Source organism: Salinarimonas soli (assembly GCF_008386575.1).
GTDB classification, from domain to species: domain Bacteria; phylum Pseudomonadota; class Alphaproteobacteria; order Rhizobiales; family Beijerinckiaceae; genus Salinarimonas_A; species Salinarimonas_A soli.
This window is the reverse complement of record NZ_VUOA01000007.1, coordinates 74,423-90,144: the sequence shown is the minus strand read 5'-3', so window position 1 is coordinate 90,144 and position 15,722 is coordinate 74,423. Positions and strand designations below refer to the sequence as shown.

Annotated in this window: 17 protein-coding genes; 11 read left to right on the top strand and 6 right to left on the bottom strand. The window is 72.0% G+C overall.

Translation table 11 applies throughout. The features are described from left to right. Positions 1–102: 102 nt before the first annotated feature. Entirely contained in the window at positions 103–1,170 is a 1,068-nt protein-coding gene (locus tag F0L46_RS03930; protein ID WP_149815730.1) for a hypothetical protein, read from the top strand. Positions 1,171–1,200: 30 nt separating this feature from the next. Here F0L46_RS03930 and F0L46_RS03925 read toward each other — a convergent pair whose 3' ends face one another. Next, positions 1,201–2,433, bottom strand: a complete 1,233-nt coding sequence (locus F0L46_RS03925) for an argininosuccinate synthase (protein ID WP_149815729.1) — start codon at positions 2,431–2,433, stop codon at positions 1,201–1,203. A gap of 142 nt (positions 2,434–2,575) precedes the next feature. Here F0L46_RS03925 and F0L46_RS03920 point away from each other — a divergent pair, with 142 nt between their 5' ends. Then, positions 2,576–3,193, top strand: a complete 618-nt coding sequence (locus tag F0L46_RS03920; RefSeq protein ID WP_149815728.1) for a 2-hydroxychromene-2-carboxylate isomerase — start codon at positions 2,576–2,578, stop codon at positions 3,191–3,193. A gap of 69 nt (positions 3,194–3,262) precedes the next feature. Further along, complete coding sequence (locus F0L46_RS03915) at positions 3,263–3,691, top strand: PRC-barrel domain-containing protein (protein ID WP_149815727.1); 429 nt, start codon at positions 3,263–3,265, stop codon at positions 3,689–3,691. Here the strand turns inward: F0L46_RS03915 and F0L46_RS03910 are convergent. Both F0L46_RS03910 and F0L46_RS03905 read right to left on the bottom strand, forming a co-directional pair. Beyond that, positions 3,676–4,176 carry a GNAT family N-acetyltransferase gene (locus F0L46_RS03910; RefSeq protein ID WP_149815726.1) on the bottom strand — a complete coding sequence of 167 codons (501 nt, stop codon included), beginning with the start codon at positions 4,174–4,176 and terminating at the stop codon, positions 3,676–3,678. The genes F0L46_RS03915 and F0L46_RS03910 overlap by 16 nt on opposite strands. Next, positions 4,176–5,117, bottom strand: a complete 942-nt coding sequence (locus tag F0L46_RS03905; RefSeq protein ID WP_149815725.1) for a polyprenyl synthetase family protein — start codon at positions 5,115–5,117, stop codon at positions 4,176–4,178. Before F0L46_RS03905 ends, F0L46_RS03910 begins: the two co-directional genes overlap by 1 nt. A 108-nt stretch (positions 5,118–5,225) precedes the next feature. Here F0L46_RS03905 and mtgA point away from each other — a divergent pair, with 108 nt between their 5' ends. The 3 genes from mtgA to F0L46_RS27025 all read left to right on the top strand — a co-directional run bounded on the left by mtgA (position 5,226) and on the right by F0L46_RS27025 (position 7,068). Beyond that, positions 5,226–5,885 carry a monofunctional biosynthetic peptidoglycan transglycosylase gene (gene mtgA / locus F0L46_RS03900; protein ID WP_240539854.1) on the top strand — a complete coding sequence of 220 codons (660 nt, stop codon included), beginning with the start codon at positions 5,226–5,228 and terminating at the stop codon, positions 5,883–5,885. Between the two features lie 123 nt (positions 5,886–6,008). Then, the gene (gene rpmF / locus F0L46_RS03895) at positions 6,009–6,194 is read left to right on the top strand and encodes a 50S ribosomal protein L32 (RefSeq protein WP_149815723.1); all 186 of its coding nucleotides are present in this window, start codon (positions 6,009–6,011) and stop codon (positions 6,192–6,194) included. 148 nt (positions 6,195–6,342) lie between these two features. Continuing rightward, positions 6,343–7,068 carry a collagen-like protein gene (locus tag F0L46_RS27025; protein WP_149815722.1) on the top strand — a complete coding sequence of 242 codons (726 nt, stop codon included), beginning with the start codon at positions 6,343–6,345 and terminating at the stop codon, positions 7,066–7,068. Between the two features lie 9 nt (positions 7,069–7,077). Here F0L46_RS27025 and F0L46_RS03885 read toward each other — a convergent pair whose 3' ends face one another. The 3 genes from F0L46_RS03885 to F0L46_RS03875 form a co-directional block, all read right to left on the bottom strand. Next, positions 7,078–8,118, bottom strand: coding sequence for an NAD(P)/FAD-dependent oxidoreductase (locus tag F0L46_RS03885; protein WP_149815721.1), 1,041 nt, complete (start codon positions 8,116–8,118; stop codon positions 7,078–7,080). A gap of 75 nt (positions 8,119–8,193) precedes the next feature. After that, entirely contained in the window at positions 8,194–9,966 is a 1,773-nt protein-coding gene (locus F0L46_RS03880) for a hypothetical protein (protein WP_188311836.1), read from the bottom strand. Beyond that, positions 9,966–10,481, bottom strand: coding sequence for a protein-tyrosine phosphatase family protein (locus F0L46_RS03875; RefSeq protein ID WP_149815720.1), 516 nt, complete (start codon positions 10,479–10,481; stop codon positions 9,966–9,968). Before F0L46_RS03875 ends, F0L46_RS03880 begins: the two co-directional genes overlap by 1 nt. Before the next feature lie 113 nt (positions 10,482–10,594). Between F0L46_RS03875 and F0L46_RS03870 the strand changes: the two genes are divergently transcribed. The 5 genes from F0L46_RS03870 (at position 10,595) to acuI (ending at position 15,717) form a co-directional block, all read left to right on the top strand. Beyond that, positions 10,595–11,317, top strand: coding sequence for a B3/B4 domain-containing protein (locus tag F0L46_RS03870; RefSeq protein WP_149815719.1), 723 nt, complete (start codon positions 10,595–10,597; stop codon positions 11,315–11,317). Further along, the gene (locus tag F0L46_RS03865; protein WP_149815718.1) at positions 11,314–12,783 is read left to right on the top strand and encodes an AMP nucleosidase; all 1,470 of its coding nucleotides are present in this window, start codon (positions 11,314–11,316) and stop codon (positions 12,781–12,783) included. Before F0L46_RS03870 ends, F0L46_RS03865 begins: the two co-directional genes overlap by 4 nt. Before the next feature lie 81 nt (positions 12,784–12,864). Beyond that, positions 12,865–13,323: a molybdenum cofactor biosynthesis protein MoaE gene (locus F0L46_RS03860; RefSeq protein WP_149815717.1), complete on the top strand. Its 459-nt coding sequence runs from the start codon at positions 12,865–12,867 to the stop codon at positions 13,321–13,323. Between the two features lie 102 nt (positions 13,324–13,425). Beyond that, entirely contained in the window at positions 13,426–14,646 is a 1,221-nt protein-coding gene (locus F0L46_RS03855; protein WP_149815716.1) for an MFS transporter, read from the top strand. Between the two features lie 87 nt (positions 14,647–14,733). Continuing rightward, complete coding sequence (gene acuI / locus F0L46_RS03850) at positions 14,734–15,717, top strand: acrylyl-CoA reductase (NADPH) (RefSeq protein ID WP_149815715.1); 984 nt, start codon at positions 14,734–14,736, stop codon at positions 15,715–15,717. Positions 15,718–15,722 lie beyond the last annotated feature (5 nt).

Genomic DNA, 15,722 nt, shown 5'->3' with positions numbered 1-15,722 from the left:
TGGTGGTCGCACCCCGTCCGGAGAGCCAGACGTATTGATCAGGCGGTGACTCTGAGCTAATTGCATAGCTTATAAGTCATACGCAGAAGAGAGCTTGCTCTGATGACGATTGCCGCCATCACCCAGGGCCCTCACGCCGTCACCCTCCCGTCCGGTCCGCCCGCCGGCTTCTCGCTTCAGGGCACCGGGACGCAGCCCGCGATTGCCCAGCCGGCGGAAACCATCCGCTCCGCCCCGCTCGTGGCGCAGGCCTCGTCCGACCAAGCCGTGACCCGGGCCCACGGGACCGGCCAAGTGGTCGGCGCCGACGGACGGGTCGCGGGCGCCAATGTGGACCTCGGCGGCCGCACCGCGGGCGCGTATGTGGCGACGCTGTCGGAGGCCCAGCTCAAGGCGCTGTCGCCGGCCGACCGTGCCGAGCTCACCCGGGTCGCCGCCGGGGAAATCGAGGCGCAGCGCACCAACCTGAAGACCGGCAACCCGGTGGACAGCCGGGCCGAGGCCGCGGCGACGGAGGCCCTGTCGCGCCTCTACGGCACGTGGCGCCCAAGCGCGGAACGCATGGCGGATCTGAAGGCGAAGACGGCGGCCTTCACCCAGGAGTTCAGCCAGACATACGACATCCGCCAGATGAACGCCCGGTGGGACAGCCTGTCGCCCAAGGAGCAGGAGACCGTCCTGAGGGACATCCACGCCATGCATGCCCGGCATTTCGGCTACGAGCCCGCGACGCTCACCCTCGTGACGAAGCCGCGCAACAAGGAGGAGGCGCTCTGGGCGACCCGCGCGGGCGGCGACTACAACCCCGTCACCAACGAGATGCGCCTCAACGGCAATCCCGAGCGGCCCGGCCCGAAGGACTTCCTGAACCAGGTCGCCACGGTGGTGCACGAGGGCTATCACCGGCGCCAGGACCTAGAGGCCGAGGCGGCGGTCGCCAACGGCCTGCCCCAACCCCCGACCGGCAAGGCCGGGGACGCCGTGATGTACTGGGCGAACTACCAGAACCACGCCTTCGTCGGGAACGCCGGCCAGATGGGCTATCAGGGCAACCCGCTGGAGCAGGAGGCGTGGCTCGCCACCGACGCCTTCCTGGGTGGGCTCAAGCGGCCCGGGCTGCTGCCGGCCGGCCATCCGCTGCGCACGGACCTGCGCCAGCTCACGGATTGAGCTGGCGCCGCCCCCCGCCGATGCGGGGCCTTACAGCCCCATCTTCCTCTTGCGCTGAGCGAGCGTCCTCAGCCGGAGCGCGTTGAGCTTGATGAAGCCCGCCGCGTCGCGGTGGTCGTAGGCGACCGCGCCCTCCTCGAAGGTGACGAGGTCCTGGTCGTAGAGGGAATAGGGGCTCGTGCGGCCGACGATGTGGGCCGCGCCCTTGTAGAGCTTGAGCCGCACCTCGCCCGTGACGAAGTCCTGGCTCTTGTCGATGAGCCCCTGAAGGAGCTCGCGCTCAGGCGAGAACCAGAAGCCGTTATAGATGAGCTCGGCGTAGCGCGGCATGAGCTCGTCCTTGAGGTGCGCCGCACCCCGGTCGAGCGTGATCGACTCGATGGCGCGGTGCGCCAGCAGCAGGATCGTGCCGCCGGGCGTCTCGTACATGCCGCGCGACTTCATGCCGACGAAGCGGTTCTCCACGAGGTCGAGGCGGCCGATGCCGTTCTCGCGGCCGAGCGCGTTGAGGCGGGTCAGGATGGTGGCGGGCGACATCGCCTCGCCGTCGATGGACACCGCGTCGCCGCGCTCGAAGCCGATCGTGATGGTCGTCGGCCGGTCGGGCGCCTCCTCGGGCGACACGGTGCGCGAGAAGACGTAGTCGGGCACCTCGGCGGCGGGATCCTCCAGCACCTTGCCCTCCGAGGAGCAGTGCAGGAGGTTCGCGTCGATGGAGAAGGGCGCCTCGCCCCGCTTGTCCTTGGCGATGGGGATCTGGTGCTGCTCGGCGAAGGCGATGAGCTGCTCGCGGGAGCGCAGATCCCACTCGCGCCAGGGCGCGATCACGGTCACGTCGGGCTTGAGCGCATAATAGGACAGCTCGAAGCGGACCTGGTCGTTGCCCTTGCCCGTGGCGCCGTGGGACACGGCGTCGGCGCCGAGCCGCTCGGCGATCTCGATCTGCTTCTTGGCGATGAGCGGGCGGGCGATGGAGGTGCCGAGCAGATAGAGGCCCTCGTACTGGGCGTTGGCCCGGAACATCGGGAACACGTAGTCGCGGACGAATTCTTCGCGCAGGTCCTCGATGAAGATGTTCTCGTCCTTGATGCCGAGGAGCTGCGCTTTCTTGCGCGCGGGCTCCAGCTCCTCGCCCTGGCCGAGATCGGCGGTGAAGGTCACGACCTCGCAGCCATAGGTGGTCTGGAGCCACTTGAGGATGATCGAGGTGTCGAGGCCGCCCGAATAGGCGAGGACGACCTTGTTCACGCGCTTCTGGGACATCGGCAGGGATCTCGCGGGAGGGAGCGGGGCCGGAGCCCCGGGCTGCGCGTTTTATAGAGATGTGTGCCGGGCACGCAACCGGCTTGGCAAATCGCCCGTTCACACCCGATCCTCTGGCCTCACGCGAACGAAAGGCATCCCCATGGCCCGCCGCGCCGTCCTCGAGTTCTGGTACGAGTTAGCCTCCACCTATTCCTATCTCTCGGCCATGCGGATCGAGGAGCTCGCGGGGGCGGCGGGGGTCGAGGTGCGCTGGCGGCCGTTCCTGCTCGGGCCCATCTTCGCGGCTCAAGGGTGGAATTCCTCGCCTTTCAACCTCTTTCCCGTCAAGGGCCGCTACATGTGGCGGGACATGGAGCGGGAGGGGGCGCGCTTCGGGCTGCCCGTGAAGCGGCCCGATCCCTTCCCGCAAAACAGCCTCGTGGCGACCCGCGTGGCGCTTCTCGGCGCCGAGCACCCCTGGGGCCCCACCTTCACCAAGGCGGTCTACGCCCAGGAGTTCGGCGAGGGACGCTCCATCGCCGAGCCCGCCGCCGTGGCGGGCATCCTCAAGGGCCTCGGCCTCGACGGCGACGCGATCCTCAAGACCGCCAGCGCCGAGCCCAACAAGACGCGGCTCAAGGCCGTGACGGAGGAGGCCCGCTCGCGGGGCCTGTTCGGCGCCCCCACCTTCCTCACCGACGACGGCGAGATGTTCTGGGGCAACGACCGCCTGGAGCTTGCCATCGCCTGGGCATCCGGCGAGCGGCCGGGGCGCTGAGGGAGCGCAGCGGGGAACAGGGGCAAGCGCCGCGCCGTTGACCCGCCAGGACAGCGTCAAGGTTTGCCCATGCCCACCGAACTGCCCTCCGCGAACGAGACCGCGATCCGCGAGCCCGGGTCGATGCAGCTCGACCCCACCGGGGACGGCGTCGCCATCGACGAGACCAAGCGCCTCATCGCCTCGAACAAGGTGGAGGGCACGCCGGTCTACAATCGGGCCGGCGAGTCCCTCGGCACGATCTACAACTTCATGGTCGACAAGGTCACGGGCCAGGTCGCCTACGCCGTGATGTCCTTCGGCGGGTTCCTCGGCCTTGGCGAGAGCTACCACCCGCTCCCCTGGAAGGCGCTCGTCTACGATACGCGCCTGGAGGGCTACGTCGTCGACATCGACCCGACCCAGCTCGAGAACGCGCCGCGCCACGGCGCCGGCGAGGATCCCTTCTTGGATCCAGCCTACGGCGATCGGCTGCGGGATTTCTACGGGGTCCGCTGACGCGCCGCCCATTCGGGGCGCAGGATCGACATCTGGATGACGTCCACGCGCCCGCCCTCCGGCACGATCAGCGCCTCGCGCTGGCGGCCCTCCTCCACGAAGCCGAGCGTCGCGTAGACCCGCTGGGCCCGCGGATTGTAGGGCGCCACGGTGAGCCAGAGCCGGTGGCTCTCGGGCCGGGCGAACACCCAGTCGACCACGCGCTCCAGGAAGGGGCGCCCGAGCCCCTCGCCCGGCCCCGCCACGGCGGTGCGCTTCAGAAGAACGTTGCCGTTCGGGTCGCACAAGCCCCACAGGATCGCGAAGCCGAAGGGCTCGCCGGCCCCGTCCACGCCGAGGAGGTGGCGGCTGTCGGGCTCGTCCAGGAGCGCGGCGTGGCGCTCGGCCTCGAAGCGGCCGATGAGGCGCGCGTTCGCGGGAGCGCGCTCGAGCCCGATGATGAAGGCGATGTCCTCTCGCGTCGCCTCCCGGATGGCGGGCGCCATCAGCTCGACCGGGCCACCGTGAACCGCGCCGCCTCGCGCAAGGTCTCGGCCTCGGGGCCGAAGCCGTCCAGCGCCGCGAGGGTGGCGTCGAGCAGGCGGGCGGCCTCGCGCTTGGCGCCCTCCAGGCCGAGCCGGTCGACCAGGGTGCCCTTGCCGGCGGCGGCGTCCTTGCCGGCGGCCTTGCCGAGCGCCTCGGTGGTGGATTCCCGGTCGAGGATGTCGTCGGCGATCTGGAAGGCGGCGCCGAGACCCCGGCCGTAGGCAAGGAGCGCCGCCCGCGCCGCCGCGTCGGCCCGTCCGATGATGGCGCCCGCCTCGACGGCGAAGGCGAGGATCGCGCCCGTCTTCATCGCCTGGAGCGTGCGGATGCCCGCCTCGTCGAGATCGACCCGGCCGTAGCGCCCCTCCGCCGCGAGATCGAGCATCTGCCCGCCCGCCATGCCCCCTAGGCCCGCCGCGCGGGCAAGCCCCAGCACGAGCTCGGCCCGCACCGCCCCGTCGGGATCGGTCTCGGGGTCCGCCATCACCTCGAAGGCGAGGGTCTGGAGCGCGTCGCCGGCCAGGATCGCGGTCGCCTCGTCATAGGCCTTGTGCACCGTGGGCCGGCCCCGGCGCAGATCGTCGTCGTCCATGGCGGGCAGGTCGTCGTGGACCAGGGAATAGCAATGCAGGAGCTCGACGCCCGCGCCCGCCCGCAAGGGGCCGTCGCCCTCCTGGCCGAGGAGGCGGGCGGCCTCGACGGCGAGGAAGGGCCGCAGCCGCTTGCCGCCGCCGAGCGCCCCGTGGCGCATGGCCTCGAGGAGCCGCGCGGGCCGGGCGATCTCGCCAGGCTGGGGAGCTTGCGACAGGAGCCGTTCGAGAAGCGCCTCCGTCCGCGCCGCAAGCGCGCCGAGGCGGTCCGGAAAGGCGGTGGAGAGCGGGGATGCGGCTTGGGCATGCATGGCCTTTCGCTTGCCCGACGCGGCCGAACCGGTCAAGGCTTCAGCCTGCGGGCGGGGCCCGACGACCCCCGGGGGAGGGACCTGCATGGCGCGCGGCTGGGCGACGGGATGATCGGACGGGTTCTGCGGTGGCTCGTGGGAGCCGTGCTGGGGCTCGCGGGCCTCTTCGTGGGGTTGAGCCTGCTCTATCTCGTGGTCACGCCGCCCTCGACGCTGATGCTCGGGCGCTGGGCGACGCTCGCTCCCGTCGACCGCAGGGTGGTGCCCCTGAGCGCGATCAGCGAGCACCTGCCGCGAGCCGTGATCAGCTCCGAGGACGCCCGCTTCTGCCGCCATCGCGGGGTCGACTGGGACGCCCTGCAGGAGGTGCTCGACGACGAGGAGGGGCCGAGCCGCGGCGCCTCCACGATCTCGATGCAGACGGCCAAGAACCTGTTCCTGTGGCCGGGGCGGTCCTACATCCGCAAGGGGCTGGAGATCCCCGTCGCTCTCTGGATCGACCTCGTCTGGTCGAAGCGGCGCATGATGGAGATCTATCTCAACGTCGCCGAATGGGGCGAGGGCATTTTCGGGGCCGAGGCCGCCGCGCAGGCCTACTTCCGCAAGAGCGCCCGCGACCTCTCCCGGCGCGAGGCGGCCCTTCTCGCCGCGGCGCTGCCGAACCCCAAGCAGCGTAATCCGGCCCGCCCCTCGGCGGGCCACCGCCGCATCGCCGACCGCGTCATGGCCCGCGCCGCGGCCTCCGGCCCCGTGACCGGCTGCCTGTGAGCGCGATTCCCGCGAACGGGGCTAGCCAGACCCGCGGTTCGTCTGTATAAGCGCGCGCTTCCTGATATCGCGAGCGGCCCGACTTCGAGTGGACGCGCCGCGCCCAATCGACCGGAGTTGATCATGGCCGTTCCCAAGCGAAAGACGTCGCCCAGCCGGCGCGGCATGCGCCGTTCCGCCGACGCCCTCAAGGCGCCGACCTATGTCGAGGACAAGGACTCGGGCGAGCTCCGCCGTCCCCACCACGTCGACCTGAAGACCGGCATGTATCGCGGTCGCCAGGTTCTCAAGGCGAAGACCGACGCCTGATCCCGTCCTCACGGACGAACGCATCTCGATGAGCCGGCCTCCCCCGCGGGAGGCCGGCTTTTTCGTTCGCGGCGCCCTGGCCGCCGCCATGGCTTGACCGCAAGGCGACGGGGCGGCACATCTGCCCCGTTTGCGCTGGGGAGAGGTCATGCGTCGGATCGGTTTCATCGTGCTGGCGGCGGCCGTGCTGTCGGGAGGCGGGGCGTCTGCCGAGATCCGCGTCGACGAGGCCCGGATCGCCGGGGGCGAGCTGCGCGTCACGGGCCGCGTCTCGGCGCGAAACGCCCCCGTGACCATCGACGACGACATCGCCACCACCAGCGACGCCCAGGGGCGCTTCCGCTTCCGCGTGCCCTACCTGCCCCAGGACTGCACGGCGGTGCTGCGCGCGGGCGAGGAATCGCGCGAGATCATCGTGGCCAATTGCGCCGCCATCGGCCCCGCCGGCCGCAAGGGCGATGCAGGCCCGCCCGGCCCGGCGGGCCTCCAGGGTGAGCCTGGCCCCAAGGGCGACGCAGGACCCGCGGGCGAGCGTGGAGCCCAGGGCGAGCGTGGGCCTCAGGGCGAGCGCGGGCCCCCTGGCGAGCGCGGCGCCGACGGTGCCCCGGGCGCGCCCGGTCCCCAGGGGCCGGCGGGTCCTGCGGGGCCGGCCGGCCCGCCCGGTCCCGCGGCGGCCCTCAACCTGCGCGTGGTGCGCACGGAGGGATGCGCCCAGCCCTATTGCGAGGCTCTGTGCGAGGCGGGCGAGACGATCCTCTCGGCCTATTGCCTGCGCGGCGGCCCGCCCACCTTCACCCGCCGCGATTCCGGCGAGGCGGTGGTGCTGTGCCCGGCCAGCAGCGCGGGCATCACGGCGTTCTGCTTGCGGCAGTGAGCCGACGTCTCACCCCGCCACGCCGAGCTTCTTCTGCAGGCTCGTGGACGAGGTCGTGTACTGGAAGGTGAGCTTGCGCTCGGGGTGGACGTAGCGGTGGACCCGCTGCGCCGCGAGCGCGCCCTCGTGGAAGCCCGACAGGATGAGCTTCAGCTTGCCCGGATAATGGTTGATGTCGCCGATGGCGAAGATGCCGGGCACGGAGGTCTCGAAGCGCTCCGTGTCGACGGGCACGAGGTTCTCGTTGAGGTTCAGGCCCCACTCGGCGATGGGGCCGAGCTTCATGGTGAGCCCGAAGAAGGGCAGCAGCACGTCGCATGGGATCTCGACGGTCGAGCCGTCGTCCCGGCGAACCACCGCCGCCTCCAGCACGGGCGCCTCGCCCTTGAGAGAAACGACCTGCCCGATCGCGAGGTCCATCTCGCCCGCCGCCACGTGCGCACGCATCTTGTTCACCGTATCGGGCGCGGCCCGGAACGCGTCGCGGCGGTGGAGCAGGGTGAGGCGCCGGGCGAGAGGCTGGAGGTTCACGGTCCAGTCGAGGGCGGAATCGCCGCCGCCGACGATGAGGACCCGCTTGTCCCGGAACGCCTCCATGCGGCGCACGGCGTAGAACACGCCCGTGCCCTCGTAGGCCTCGATGTTCTCGATGGGCGGCTTCTTGGGCTGGAACGAGCCGCCCCCCGCCGCGATCACGATGGCCTTCGTCGTGAACACCGTGCCGGCGTCCGTGGCGAGGCGGAAGGAGGGCGCCTCGGGCGTGCCCAGCACCTCCACCGAGGCCACCATCTCGCCGTGGTGGAAGGTCGGGTGGAAGGGCCGGATCTGCTCCATGAGGTTGTCGATGAGGCCCTGGCCCGTGATCGTCGGGAAGCCCGGGATGTCGTAGATCGGCTTCTCGGGATAGAGCTCGGCGCATTGCCCGCCGGGCTTCGACAAGATGTCGATGAGGTGGGCCTTGATGTCGAGGAGCCCCAGCTCGAACACGGCGAAGAGGCCCACCGGCCCCGCGCCGACGATCACTACGTCCGTCTCGATGTTGTCCGTCACGCGAATGCTCCTGGACCAGCGGCCTTGAGGATCTGGAGAAGCACGGGCCGCGGCGGGATGCAACGCGGCATGGGATCAAGGCGCGTTGCCGGCGAGAAGCGCCCGCAAGGCGTGCTCGTAGCGCTCGGCCTCCCGGGCGAGGCGCCGGGCCTCCTCGGGCCAGCCCGCAAGCGCCTCCGCCCCCATCCGCGCGCGCCCGAGATGGAAGGCGAGGTAGGCCGGGCGCAAGGCCCGCAGCCGGTCGAGGCTGACGGCGAGATCCCCGTCGGCCTCGATCGCGGCGCACAGGGCCTCCCCCTCGGTGGGGGTGAGCCCCAGCTCCACGATTGCTCCCGTCACGTCCCAGGCGAGGTCCTGGCAGCCCACGAGGTCGTGAGCCGCGTGGTGATCGACCGCATCCGCCTTCCAGAGGCGCCCGCCGGGCCCCACAAGCCATTCGTGCGCCTGCATGCGTCCGTCGGTCTCGATGCGGCGCAGCCCTGCGTCGAGCGCGGGGAGGGCGGCGGCGGCGCGGGTCGCCGCGTCACCTGCCGCCTCGCCGAGGGCGAGGCTCGTGTTGCGGCGGGTCATCTCGACGAGCGTCTCGCCCGAGGCGCCGGCTTCGGCCGGGGCCGGGAAGCGGCGCGCCCGGAAGGCGAGATAGCGCGCCAGATGGCCGACGAGGGCGGCGCGGTCGGTTGTCTCAGAGGCGAGGGGGCGGACGCCGTCGAGCCAGCGCTGCACGAGGAAACCGTGCCGGAGGCCGAGGACGGGCGGGATGAAGCCGGCCTCCGAGAGCGCCGCCGCGCGCCCGGCCTTGCGCTCGCCCTCGGGGCCGAGCCCCATGAACTTGATGAGGACCAGGCCTTGCTCCGTGCGCATCAGGAACTTGCGCCGCTCCTGATAGGCGAGGGAGGCGGGCCAGCCGCTCTCGTCGGGCCCGAGCACCCGGGCCCGCCAGGCCCCGCCCGAGATGTCCTCCAGGGGCGCGAGCGGCGGACCTGCGAGCTCCGCCGCCCAGGTCTCCAGGCGATGAGCGGGATCGTCGGCTGTGAGGATCAGGGCGTCCATGTCCACCACGGGACGCCGCGCCGCCGCCCAGCGCGTCCGGTGCGCCTCGCTCGCCTCGCCGCCGAGATCGCCGGAATGGCTCGGCAGGAAGGCGATGCGCTCGCGCGGCATGCCCACAGCTTCGAGCGCGTCGGCCACGGCGCCGAAGGACGAGCCCGACAAGCCCGGCCCCTCGTCCACCACGACGGCGCCCGTGACGCCCTCCAGGAGATGCGCCGCCATCCGCTCGGACAGGCGCACCTCGCGGCGGAACGGGTGGCCGGTGGGGCGCAGGGTCACGGGCGCGGGATCGCCGAGCGCCGCGGCGGCGAGCGCGGCGAGTCCCGTCCCGATGCTGCGGATGCCGATCACCCGCACCGCGCCCCCGCCGCTCAGCGTGCGGGCGGCGGCGATCACCGCCTCCGGATAGAGCGCGTAGAAGGCATAGCCCTCGGGCACCTTCACCCGCACGCTCGCGGGCAGGGTCCCTTCCCGGCAGGCCTCGATCGCGGCCTCGTCCGGCTCCGTGCAGAGCGCGAAACCGCTGTCCCAGGAGGCCTGGAGCGCGCGGGCGAGCGACAGGCACAGCCGCATCCGCGCGGCGTCGCCGGGGTATAGGTCGTCGATCCGGCCTCGGGCCTCGAAGGCGAGGTCGGCGAGCGCCTGCGCCAGCTCCCCCGCCTCGATGAGCGCGGTGGCGAGCCGGGAATGGCGGGCGATGCCGGCGGGCATGGCGGCGGCCTCCCGCCACGCCTCTGCGATCCGCGCCAGCATCGCCCGGGGCGCCGCGACGCGGACGGGATCGCCATAGACCAGCATCAGGCCGTCCGCAGGTGGCGATAGGCAATGGCCGCGAAGGCGTCGAAGGGGGGCGCGGGCGGCAGCCCATGGCGTCGCAGCCACTCGGCCCAGGCCTCGTATTGCGCGGGGCTCGGGGAGACGAGGGCGCGGCGGTCCTTGGCGAGGCCGATGGCTTCGAGCGGGTCGTGGCCCCGCCCTACCAGCACGCACAGCGCGAGGGTGGCGGAGCGGCCGATGCCGTGCTCGCAATGGATCAGCACCCGCTCGCCCCGCTCCAGGTGGCGGCCCGCGAAAGCTGCGCCCTCGTCGAGCATGGCTTGCGACACCGCGTGGTGGTCGCGGGTCGGCAGGTGGAGGAAGGCGAGGCCTTGCCCCCGCAGGAGCTCCGGATCGTCGCAGGCCTCGTCCCGCAGGTCGACCACGGCACGGATCGCGAGCGCGTCGGCAAGATGCGCGGCGCGCTCGGGCGGGAAGCTGCCGCCCACCGCCAGATGGTCGGTGATGAAGGTGAGGTTGGGCTGCCAGAGGCTCATGGGAGGGGCCGGGGAGGGGTGCCGGACAACGGCCAAGCTGGCGGCGCGGTTCCGCTCCGCCCTTGCCCTCGCGGCGAGGCCGTAGGACAACCCTCCGGTATCACGGGCCCCTCATGAACCTCACCATCGCCGATCTCGCCCCCCGCTTCCCCGCCTTCCGCGTCGCCGTCGTCGTGGCTGAAAACCTCGCGATCCCCGGCGAGCGCCCGCCTGCCCTCGACGACACGATCGCCGAGCGCGAGGCGGCGTGCCGCGCCCGTTGGGAGGGGACCGATCTGTCGGCCATCCCCGGGATTGCTGCCTGGCGGGAGGCTTACAAGGCGTTCGGCATCAAGCGCACGAGCTACCGCTCCTCCGTCGAGCGCCTGGTCAAGCGGGTCAAGGCGGGCGAGCGCCTGCCGGCCGTGAACCCCCTCGTCGACATCTACAACGCGGTGTCGCTCACGCATGTGTTCTGCTGCGGCGCCGACGACCTCGACCGGGTCGCCCCTCCGCTCGCCTTCCGGTTCGCCCGGGAAGGCGATAGCTTCGTCGACATGGGGGCGGAGCCGGGGCAGTCTGCCGACGATCCCCCGAAGGAGGGCGAGGTGGTCTATGCGGACGAGCGGCACGTGCTGTGCCGCCGCTGGAACTGGCGCCAGGACGCCCGCACCGGCATCACCCCCGAGACCCGCCGCGCCGTGATCACGATCCAGGCCAACGGGCCCGGCGATCTCGACGCCGCCGTCGCGGACCTGACGGGCCTCGTCGCCCGCCATCTCGGGGGCACCTGCCGGGTCGGCGTCGCCGACGCGGGGCGCCCCATCCTCAGCCTCAAGCCCGGAGAGCCCGCATGACGGACCTGCCCACCGCCGAGCGCATGGACTCGCCCGAGGCCGCCGTCGACCGGCTCGTGGCCCTCCACGGCGCGGCGGTCGACGCCCTGCGCCATGCCCTGGAGCGCTACATCGCCGGCGGCCGGCCGCCCACGCGCGAGGAGCGCGCGGCCTTCCGCTATCCCGTGCTGCGGGTCATCTACCGCTCCGAGGGCCCGCCCCCGGCGGTCAAGCGCGCCTTCGCGAAGTTCCAGGCGCCGGGCGTCTACGAGACCTCCATCACGCATCCGGAGCACTACCGCACCTATCTGCTGGAGCAGCTGCGTCCCCTCGTGGCCGATTACGGCGCGGCGATCGAGGTCGGGGTCGGCCGCCAGGAGATCCCCTATCCCTACGTGCTCGAACGGGGCGACGAGCTTGCCCGCGACGGCATGAGCTCGGCCGAGCTCGCCCTCCATTTCCCCACCCCGACGCTTGCCGAGGTGGGCGACGAGGTGGCGGACGGCCTGTGGAGCGTGGCGCCGGGCGATCCCTTCCCCCTCTCGCTCTTCGACGCGGTGCGGGTCGACTATTCCCTGCGCCGCCTCGTCCACTACACGGGCTCGGACTGGCGCAACGTCCAGCCCTGGATCCTGCTCACGAACTATCACCGCTATGTCGACCAGTTCGTGCGCTGGGCGGCGACGCAGCTTCAGGAGGACGGCCCCTACGAGCGCCTCGTCATGCCGGGCGGCGTCACGATCGAGCGCGGGGTGAGCCCCGGCGACGTGGACGCTCTGGTGGCGCAGTCCCCCTGGCACCGCTTCCAGATGCCGGGCTACCACCTCGTGCGCCGGGACGGGCAGGGGGTGAGCCTCGTCAATATCGGGGTGGGGCCCTCGAACGCGAAGAACATCACCGACCACCTCGCGGTGCTGCGGCCCCATTGCTGGCTGATGGTCGGCCATTGCGGGGGCCTGCGCCAGTCGCAGACCATCGGCGACTACGTGCTGGCCCACGGCTACCTGCGCCAGGACCGCATCCTCGACGCCCTCGTGCCCCCCGATATCCCGATCCCCGCGCTCGCCGAGGTGCAGATCGCCCTCCAGCAGGCCGCGGCGCTGACCACGGGCGAGGCGGGCGAGGCCCTCAAGCGCCGGCTTCGCACGGGCACGGTGGTCACCAACGACGACCGGAACTGGGAGCTGCGCTGGACGCAGGAGAGGCGCCGCTTCAACCTGTCCCGCGCCATCGCCATCGACATGGAATCCGGCACCATCGCGGCCCAAGGCTTTCGGCTGAGGGTGCCCTATGGCACGTTGCTGTGCGTCTCCGACAAGCCGCTCCACGGCGAGATCAAGCTGCCGGGCGCCGCCAACGCGTTCTACGAGCGGGCGGTGGGCGAGCACCTGCTCATCGGGCTCGCGGCGGTGGACATCCTGCGCGGCCAGCGCAACGCGCTCCACTCGCGCAAGCTCAGGAGCTTCGACGAGCCGCCCTTCCGGTAATCTCCCCCCTCTCATGGGAGAGGGGAGAGCGCACGCTTCGAAACGCTTCGCGCCCGCCCCGAAATCCCCTAGTCTCGCCCCATGACCCCCATCGTCAGCGTTCAGCGCGAGGACTTCGATCCTGCGGCCGAGGTCGAGGCGCTCACCCGCGGGCGGGCCGACATCGGCGCCGTCGTCACCTTCACGGGCCTGTGCCGCGACGAGGGCGGGCGGCTCGCCGCCCTGGAGCTGGAGCATTATCCCGGCATGGCGGAGGCGGAGATCGCCCGCGTGGCCGGCGAGGCGGCGGAGCGCTGGCCGCTGACGGGGCTCGTCGCCATCCACCGGTTCGGCCGCATCCGGCCGGGGGAAAACATCGTCCTCGTGGTGACGGCCTCGTCCCACCGCGTCGCGGCTTTCGAGGCGGCCTCCTTCCTCATGGACTTCCTGAAGACCCGCGCCCCGTTCTGGAAGCGGGAGCACCTCGTCGACGGGACGAGCGGCGGCTGGGTCGAGGCGAAGGCGGAGGACGACGCGGCCGCCGGGCGCTGGGGGGGCTGAGCGGGGCCAACCATTCCGGCCTCTCATGGCTTCCATCACGCGCCTGCATTTGGCGCCGGGCCGTTCTGCCGCTAACGTGCCGGCTCCTCCCCGGAGCCCGCCATGCACCAGCCTGCCCGCCGGATCTCGCCCGAGATCATCCTGTTCAGCGGCCTCCTCATCGCGCTGCTCACCTCCGGCCCCCGGGTCTCGATGGGGCTGTTCCAGCTCCCCGTGACGGCGGAGACGGGCTGGGGCCGCGACGTGTTCAGCCTCGCCATCGCCCTCCAGAACCTGCTCTGGGGGCTGGGCCAGCCCTTCGCCGGGGCGGTCGCGGACCGCTTCGGCGCCGTGCGGGTGCTCATCACGGGCGCCCTGTTCTACGCGGTCGGCCTCGTGGTCATGGCGCAGGCGCCGAACCAGGGCGTGTTCCATCTCGGCGCGGGCATCATCATCGGGCTTGGCCTGTCGGGCTGCTCGTTCAACCTCGTGCTGGGCGCCTTCGGCAAGCTTCTCCCCGAATCGTGGCGCCCCATGGCGTTCGGGGCGGGCACGGCGGCGGGCTCCTTCGGGCAGTTCCTGTTCCCGCCCTTCGGCACCCTGCTCATCGGCCAGATCGGCTGGCACCAGACCCTCCTGGTGTTCTCCGTCACGGTGCTCCTCGTCCTGCCGCTCGCGATGTATCTCGCCTCGCCGCCCGCGGGCACGTCGGGCCCGGCGGGCCCGCAGCAATCCATCGGGCAGGCGCTCTCGGAGGCGTTCCGGCATCCGAGCTACGTGCTGCTCGTGGCGGGATTCTTCACCTGCGGCTTCCAGGTGGCCTTCATCACGGCGCACCTTCCCGCCTATCTGCGCGACATCGGCATGCCGGCCTGGGTGGGCGGCTGGTCGCTCGCCCTCATCGGGCTCGCCAACGCGGTCGGCTCGCTCTCGGCGGGCTACCTGTCGGGCCGCATGCCCAAGCGCTGGATCCTCGCCTTCATCTATGCCGGGCGCTCGGCCGCCACGGTCGCCTTCCTCCTGCTGCCGCCCAGCCCCGCGACGGCCCTGGTGTTCAGCGGCGTGATGGGCTTCCTCTGGCTCTCCACCGTGCCGCCGACCTCCGGTCTCGTCATGCAGATGTTCGGCACCCGCTACATGGCCATGCTGTTCGGCTTCGCCTTCCTCTCCCACCAGGTCGGCAGCTTCGCGGGCGTCTGGCTCGGCGGCGTGCTCTACGAGCGCTCGGGCTCCTACGACGTGGTCTGGTGGCTCTCGGTCGCCCTCGGCATCGCCTCGGCGGTCATCGCCCTGCCGATCAAGGAGCGCCCCGTGGTGCGCGCGGCGGTCCAGCCGGCGGAATGACCCGTTCCCGAAGGGCAGGGCGCGCCCTTGCCCGGCCCGTGCCCCCGGTCCACAAAAGCTCCCACCGATAAAAAGGGAGGCACGGCGATGGCGTTCAGGGCGTGGGTGATCGAGAAGGGCGAGGGCGGGCAGAGCGTCGGCCTGCGCCAGATGGACGAGGCGGAGCTGATGGAGGGCGACGTGACCCTCCGCGTCACCCATTCCACGGTCAACTTCAAGGACGGCCTCGCGGTCACGGGCAAGGCGCCCGTGGTGCGCCGCTTCCCCATGGTGCCGGGCATCGACGCGGCAGGCATCGTGGACGCCTCCTCGCACCCCGATTTCAAGCCCGGCGACGCCGTGATCCTCAACGGCTGGGGCACGGGCGAGACGCATCTGGGCTCGCTCGCCGAGCGGGCGCGGGTGAAGGGCGACTGGCTCGTGCCGCTTCCCGAGGGTCTTGAGGCCCGCCACGCCATGGCGATCGGCACGGCGGGCTACACCGCGATGCTCGCCGTCATGGCGCTGGAGCGTCACGGCCTGACCCCGGACCGCGGCCCCGCCGTGGTGACGGGGGCGACGGGCGGCGTGGGCTCGGTGGCGGTGTCGCTCCTCGCCAAGGCCGGCTGGCACGTGATCGCCACCACGGGCCGCCCGGCTGAGGCCGACTACCTCAAGGGCCTCGGCGCCGCCGAGATCCTGGAGCGGGCCGAGCTCACCGGGCCGGCGAAGCCGCTCGCCAAGGAGCGCTGGGCGGCGGGGATCGACTCCGTCGGCTCGGCGACGCTCGCCAACCTCCTCGCCATGACCCGCTACGGCGGCGCCGTCGCGGCCTGCGGGCTTGCCGGCGGCATGGACCTGCCGTCCTCCGTGGCGCCCTTCATCCTGCGCGGCGTGTCGCTGCTCGGCATCGATTCGGTGATGGCCCCGAAGGCGCTGCGCCTGGAGGCCTACCGGCGCCTGACCCAGGACCTCGACCGGACGGCCCTCGACCGCATGACCACCACCGTGCCCCTGGAGGGCGCGGCCGACGCGGCGCGCGCCCTCATGGCGGGCGAGGTGAAGGGGCGGGTCGTGGTGGAGATCGGCTGACCCCC

Excerpts from the sequence above, each read along its gene's own strand:
- rpmF (WP_149815723.1), top strand. The coding sequence starts at position 6,009 with ATGGCCGTTCCCAAGCGAAAGACGTCGCCCAGCCGGCGCGGCATGCGC.
- F0L46_RS03915 (WP_149815727.1), top strand. The coding sequence starts at position 3,263 with ATGCCCACCGAACTGCCCTCCGCGAACGAGACCGCGATCCGCGAGCCC.
- mtgA (WP_240539854.1), top strand. The coding sequence starts at position 5,226 with ATGATCGGACGGGTTCTGCGGTGGCTCGTGGGAGCCGTGCTGGGGCTC.
- F0L46_RS03905 (WP_149815725.1), bottom strand. The coding sequence starts at position 5,117 with ATGCATGCCCAAGCCGCATCCCCGCTCTCCACCGCCTTTCCGGACCGC.
- F0L46_RS03930 (WP_149815730.1), top strand. The coding sequence starts at position 103 with ATGACGATTGCCGCCATCACCCAGGGCCCTCACGCCGTCACCCTCCCG.
- F0L46_RS03870 (WP_149815719.1), top strand. The coding sequence starts at position 10,595 with ATGAACCTCACCATCGCCGATCTCGCCCCCCGCTTCCCCGCCTTCCGC.
- acuI (WP_149815715.1), top strand. The coding sequence starts at position 14,734 with ATGGCGTTCAGGGCGTGGGTGATCGAGAAGGGCGAGGGCGGGCAGAGC.
- F0L46_RS03860 (WP_149815717.1), top strand. The coding sequence starts at position 12,865 with ATGACCCCCATCGTCAGCGTTCAGCGCGAGGACTTCGATCCTGCGGCC.
- F0L46_RS03920 (WP_149815728.1), top strand. The coding sequence starts at position 2,576 with ATGGCCCGCCGCGCCGTCCTCGAGTTCTGGTACGAGTTAGCCTCCACC.
- F0L46_RS27025 (WP_149815722.1), top strand. The coding sequence starts at position 6,343 with ATGCGTCGGATCGGTTTCATCGTGCTGGCGGCGGCCGTGCTGTCGGGA.
- F0L46_RS03880 (WP_188311836.1), bottom strand. The coding sequence starts at position 9,966 with ATGCTGGTCTATGGCGATCCCGTCCGCGTCGCGGCGCCCCGGGCGATG.
- F0L46_RS03875 (WP_149815720.1), bottom strand. The coding sequence starts at position 10,481 with ATGAGCCTCTGGCAGCCCAACCTCACCTTCATCACCGACCATCTGGCG.
- F0L46_RS03925 (WP_149815729.1), bottom strand. The coding sequence starts at position 2,433 with ATGTCCCAGAAGCGCGTGAACAAGGTCGTCCTCGCCTATTCGGGCGGC.
- F0L46_RS03855 (WP_149815716.1), top strand. The coding sequence starts at position 13,426 with ATGCACCAGCCTGCCCGCCGGATCTCGCCCGAGATCATCCTGTTCAGC.
- F0L46_RS03865 (WP_149815718.1), top strand. The coding sequence starts at position 11,314 with ATGACGGACCTGCCCACCGCCGAGCGCATGGACTCGCCCGAGGCCGCC.
- F0L46_RS03910 (WP_149815726.1), bottom strand. The coding sequence starts at position 4,176 with ATGGCGCCCGCCATCCGGGAGGCGACGCGAGAGGACATCGCCTTCATC.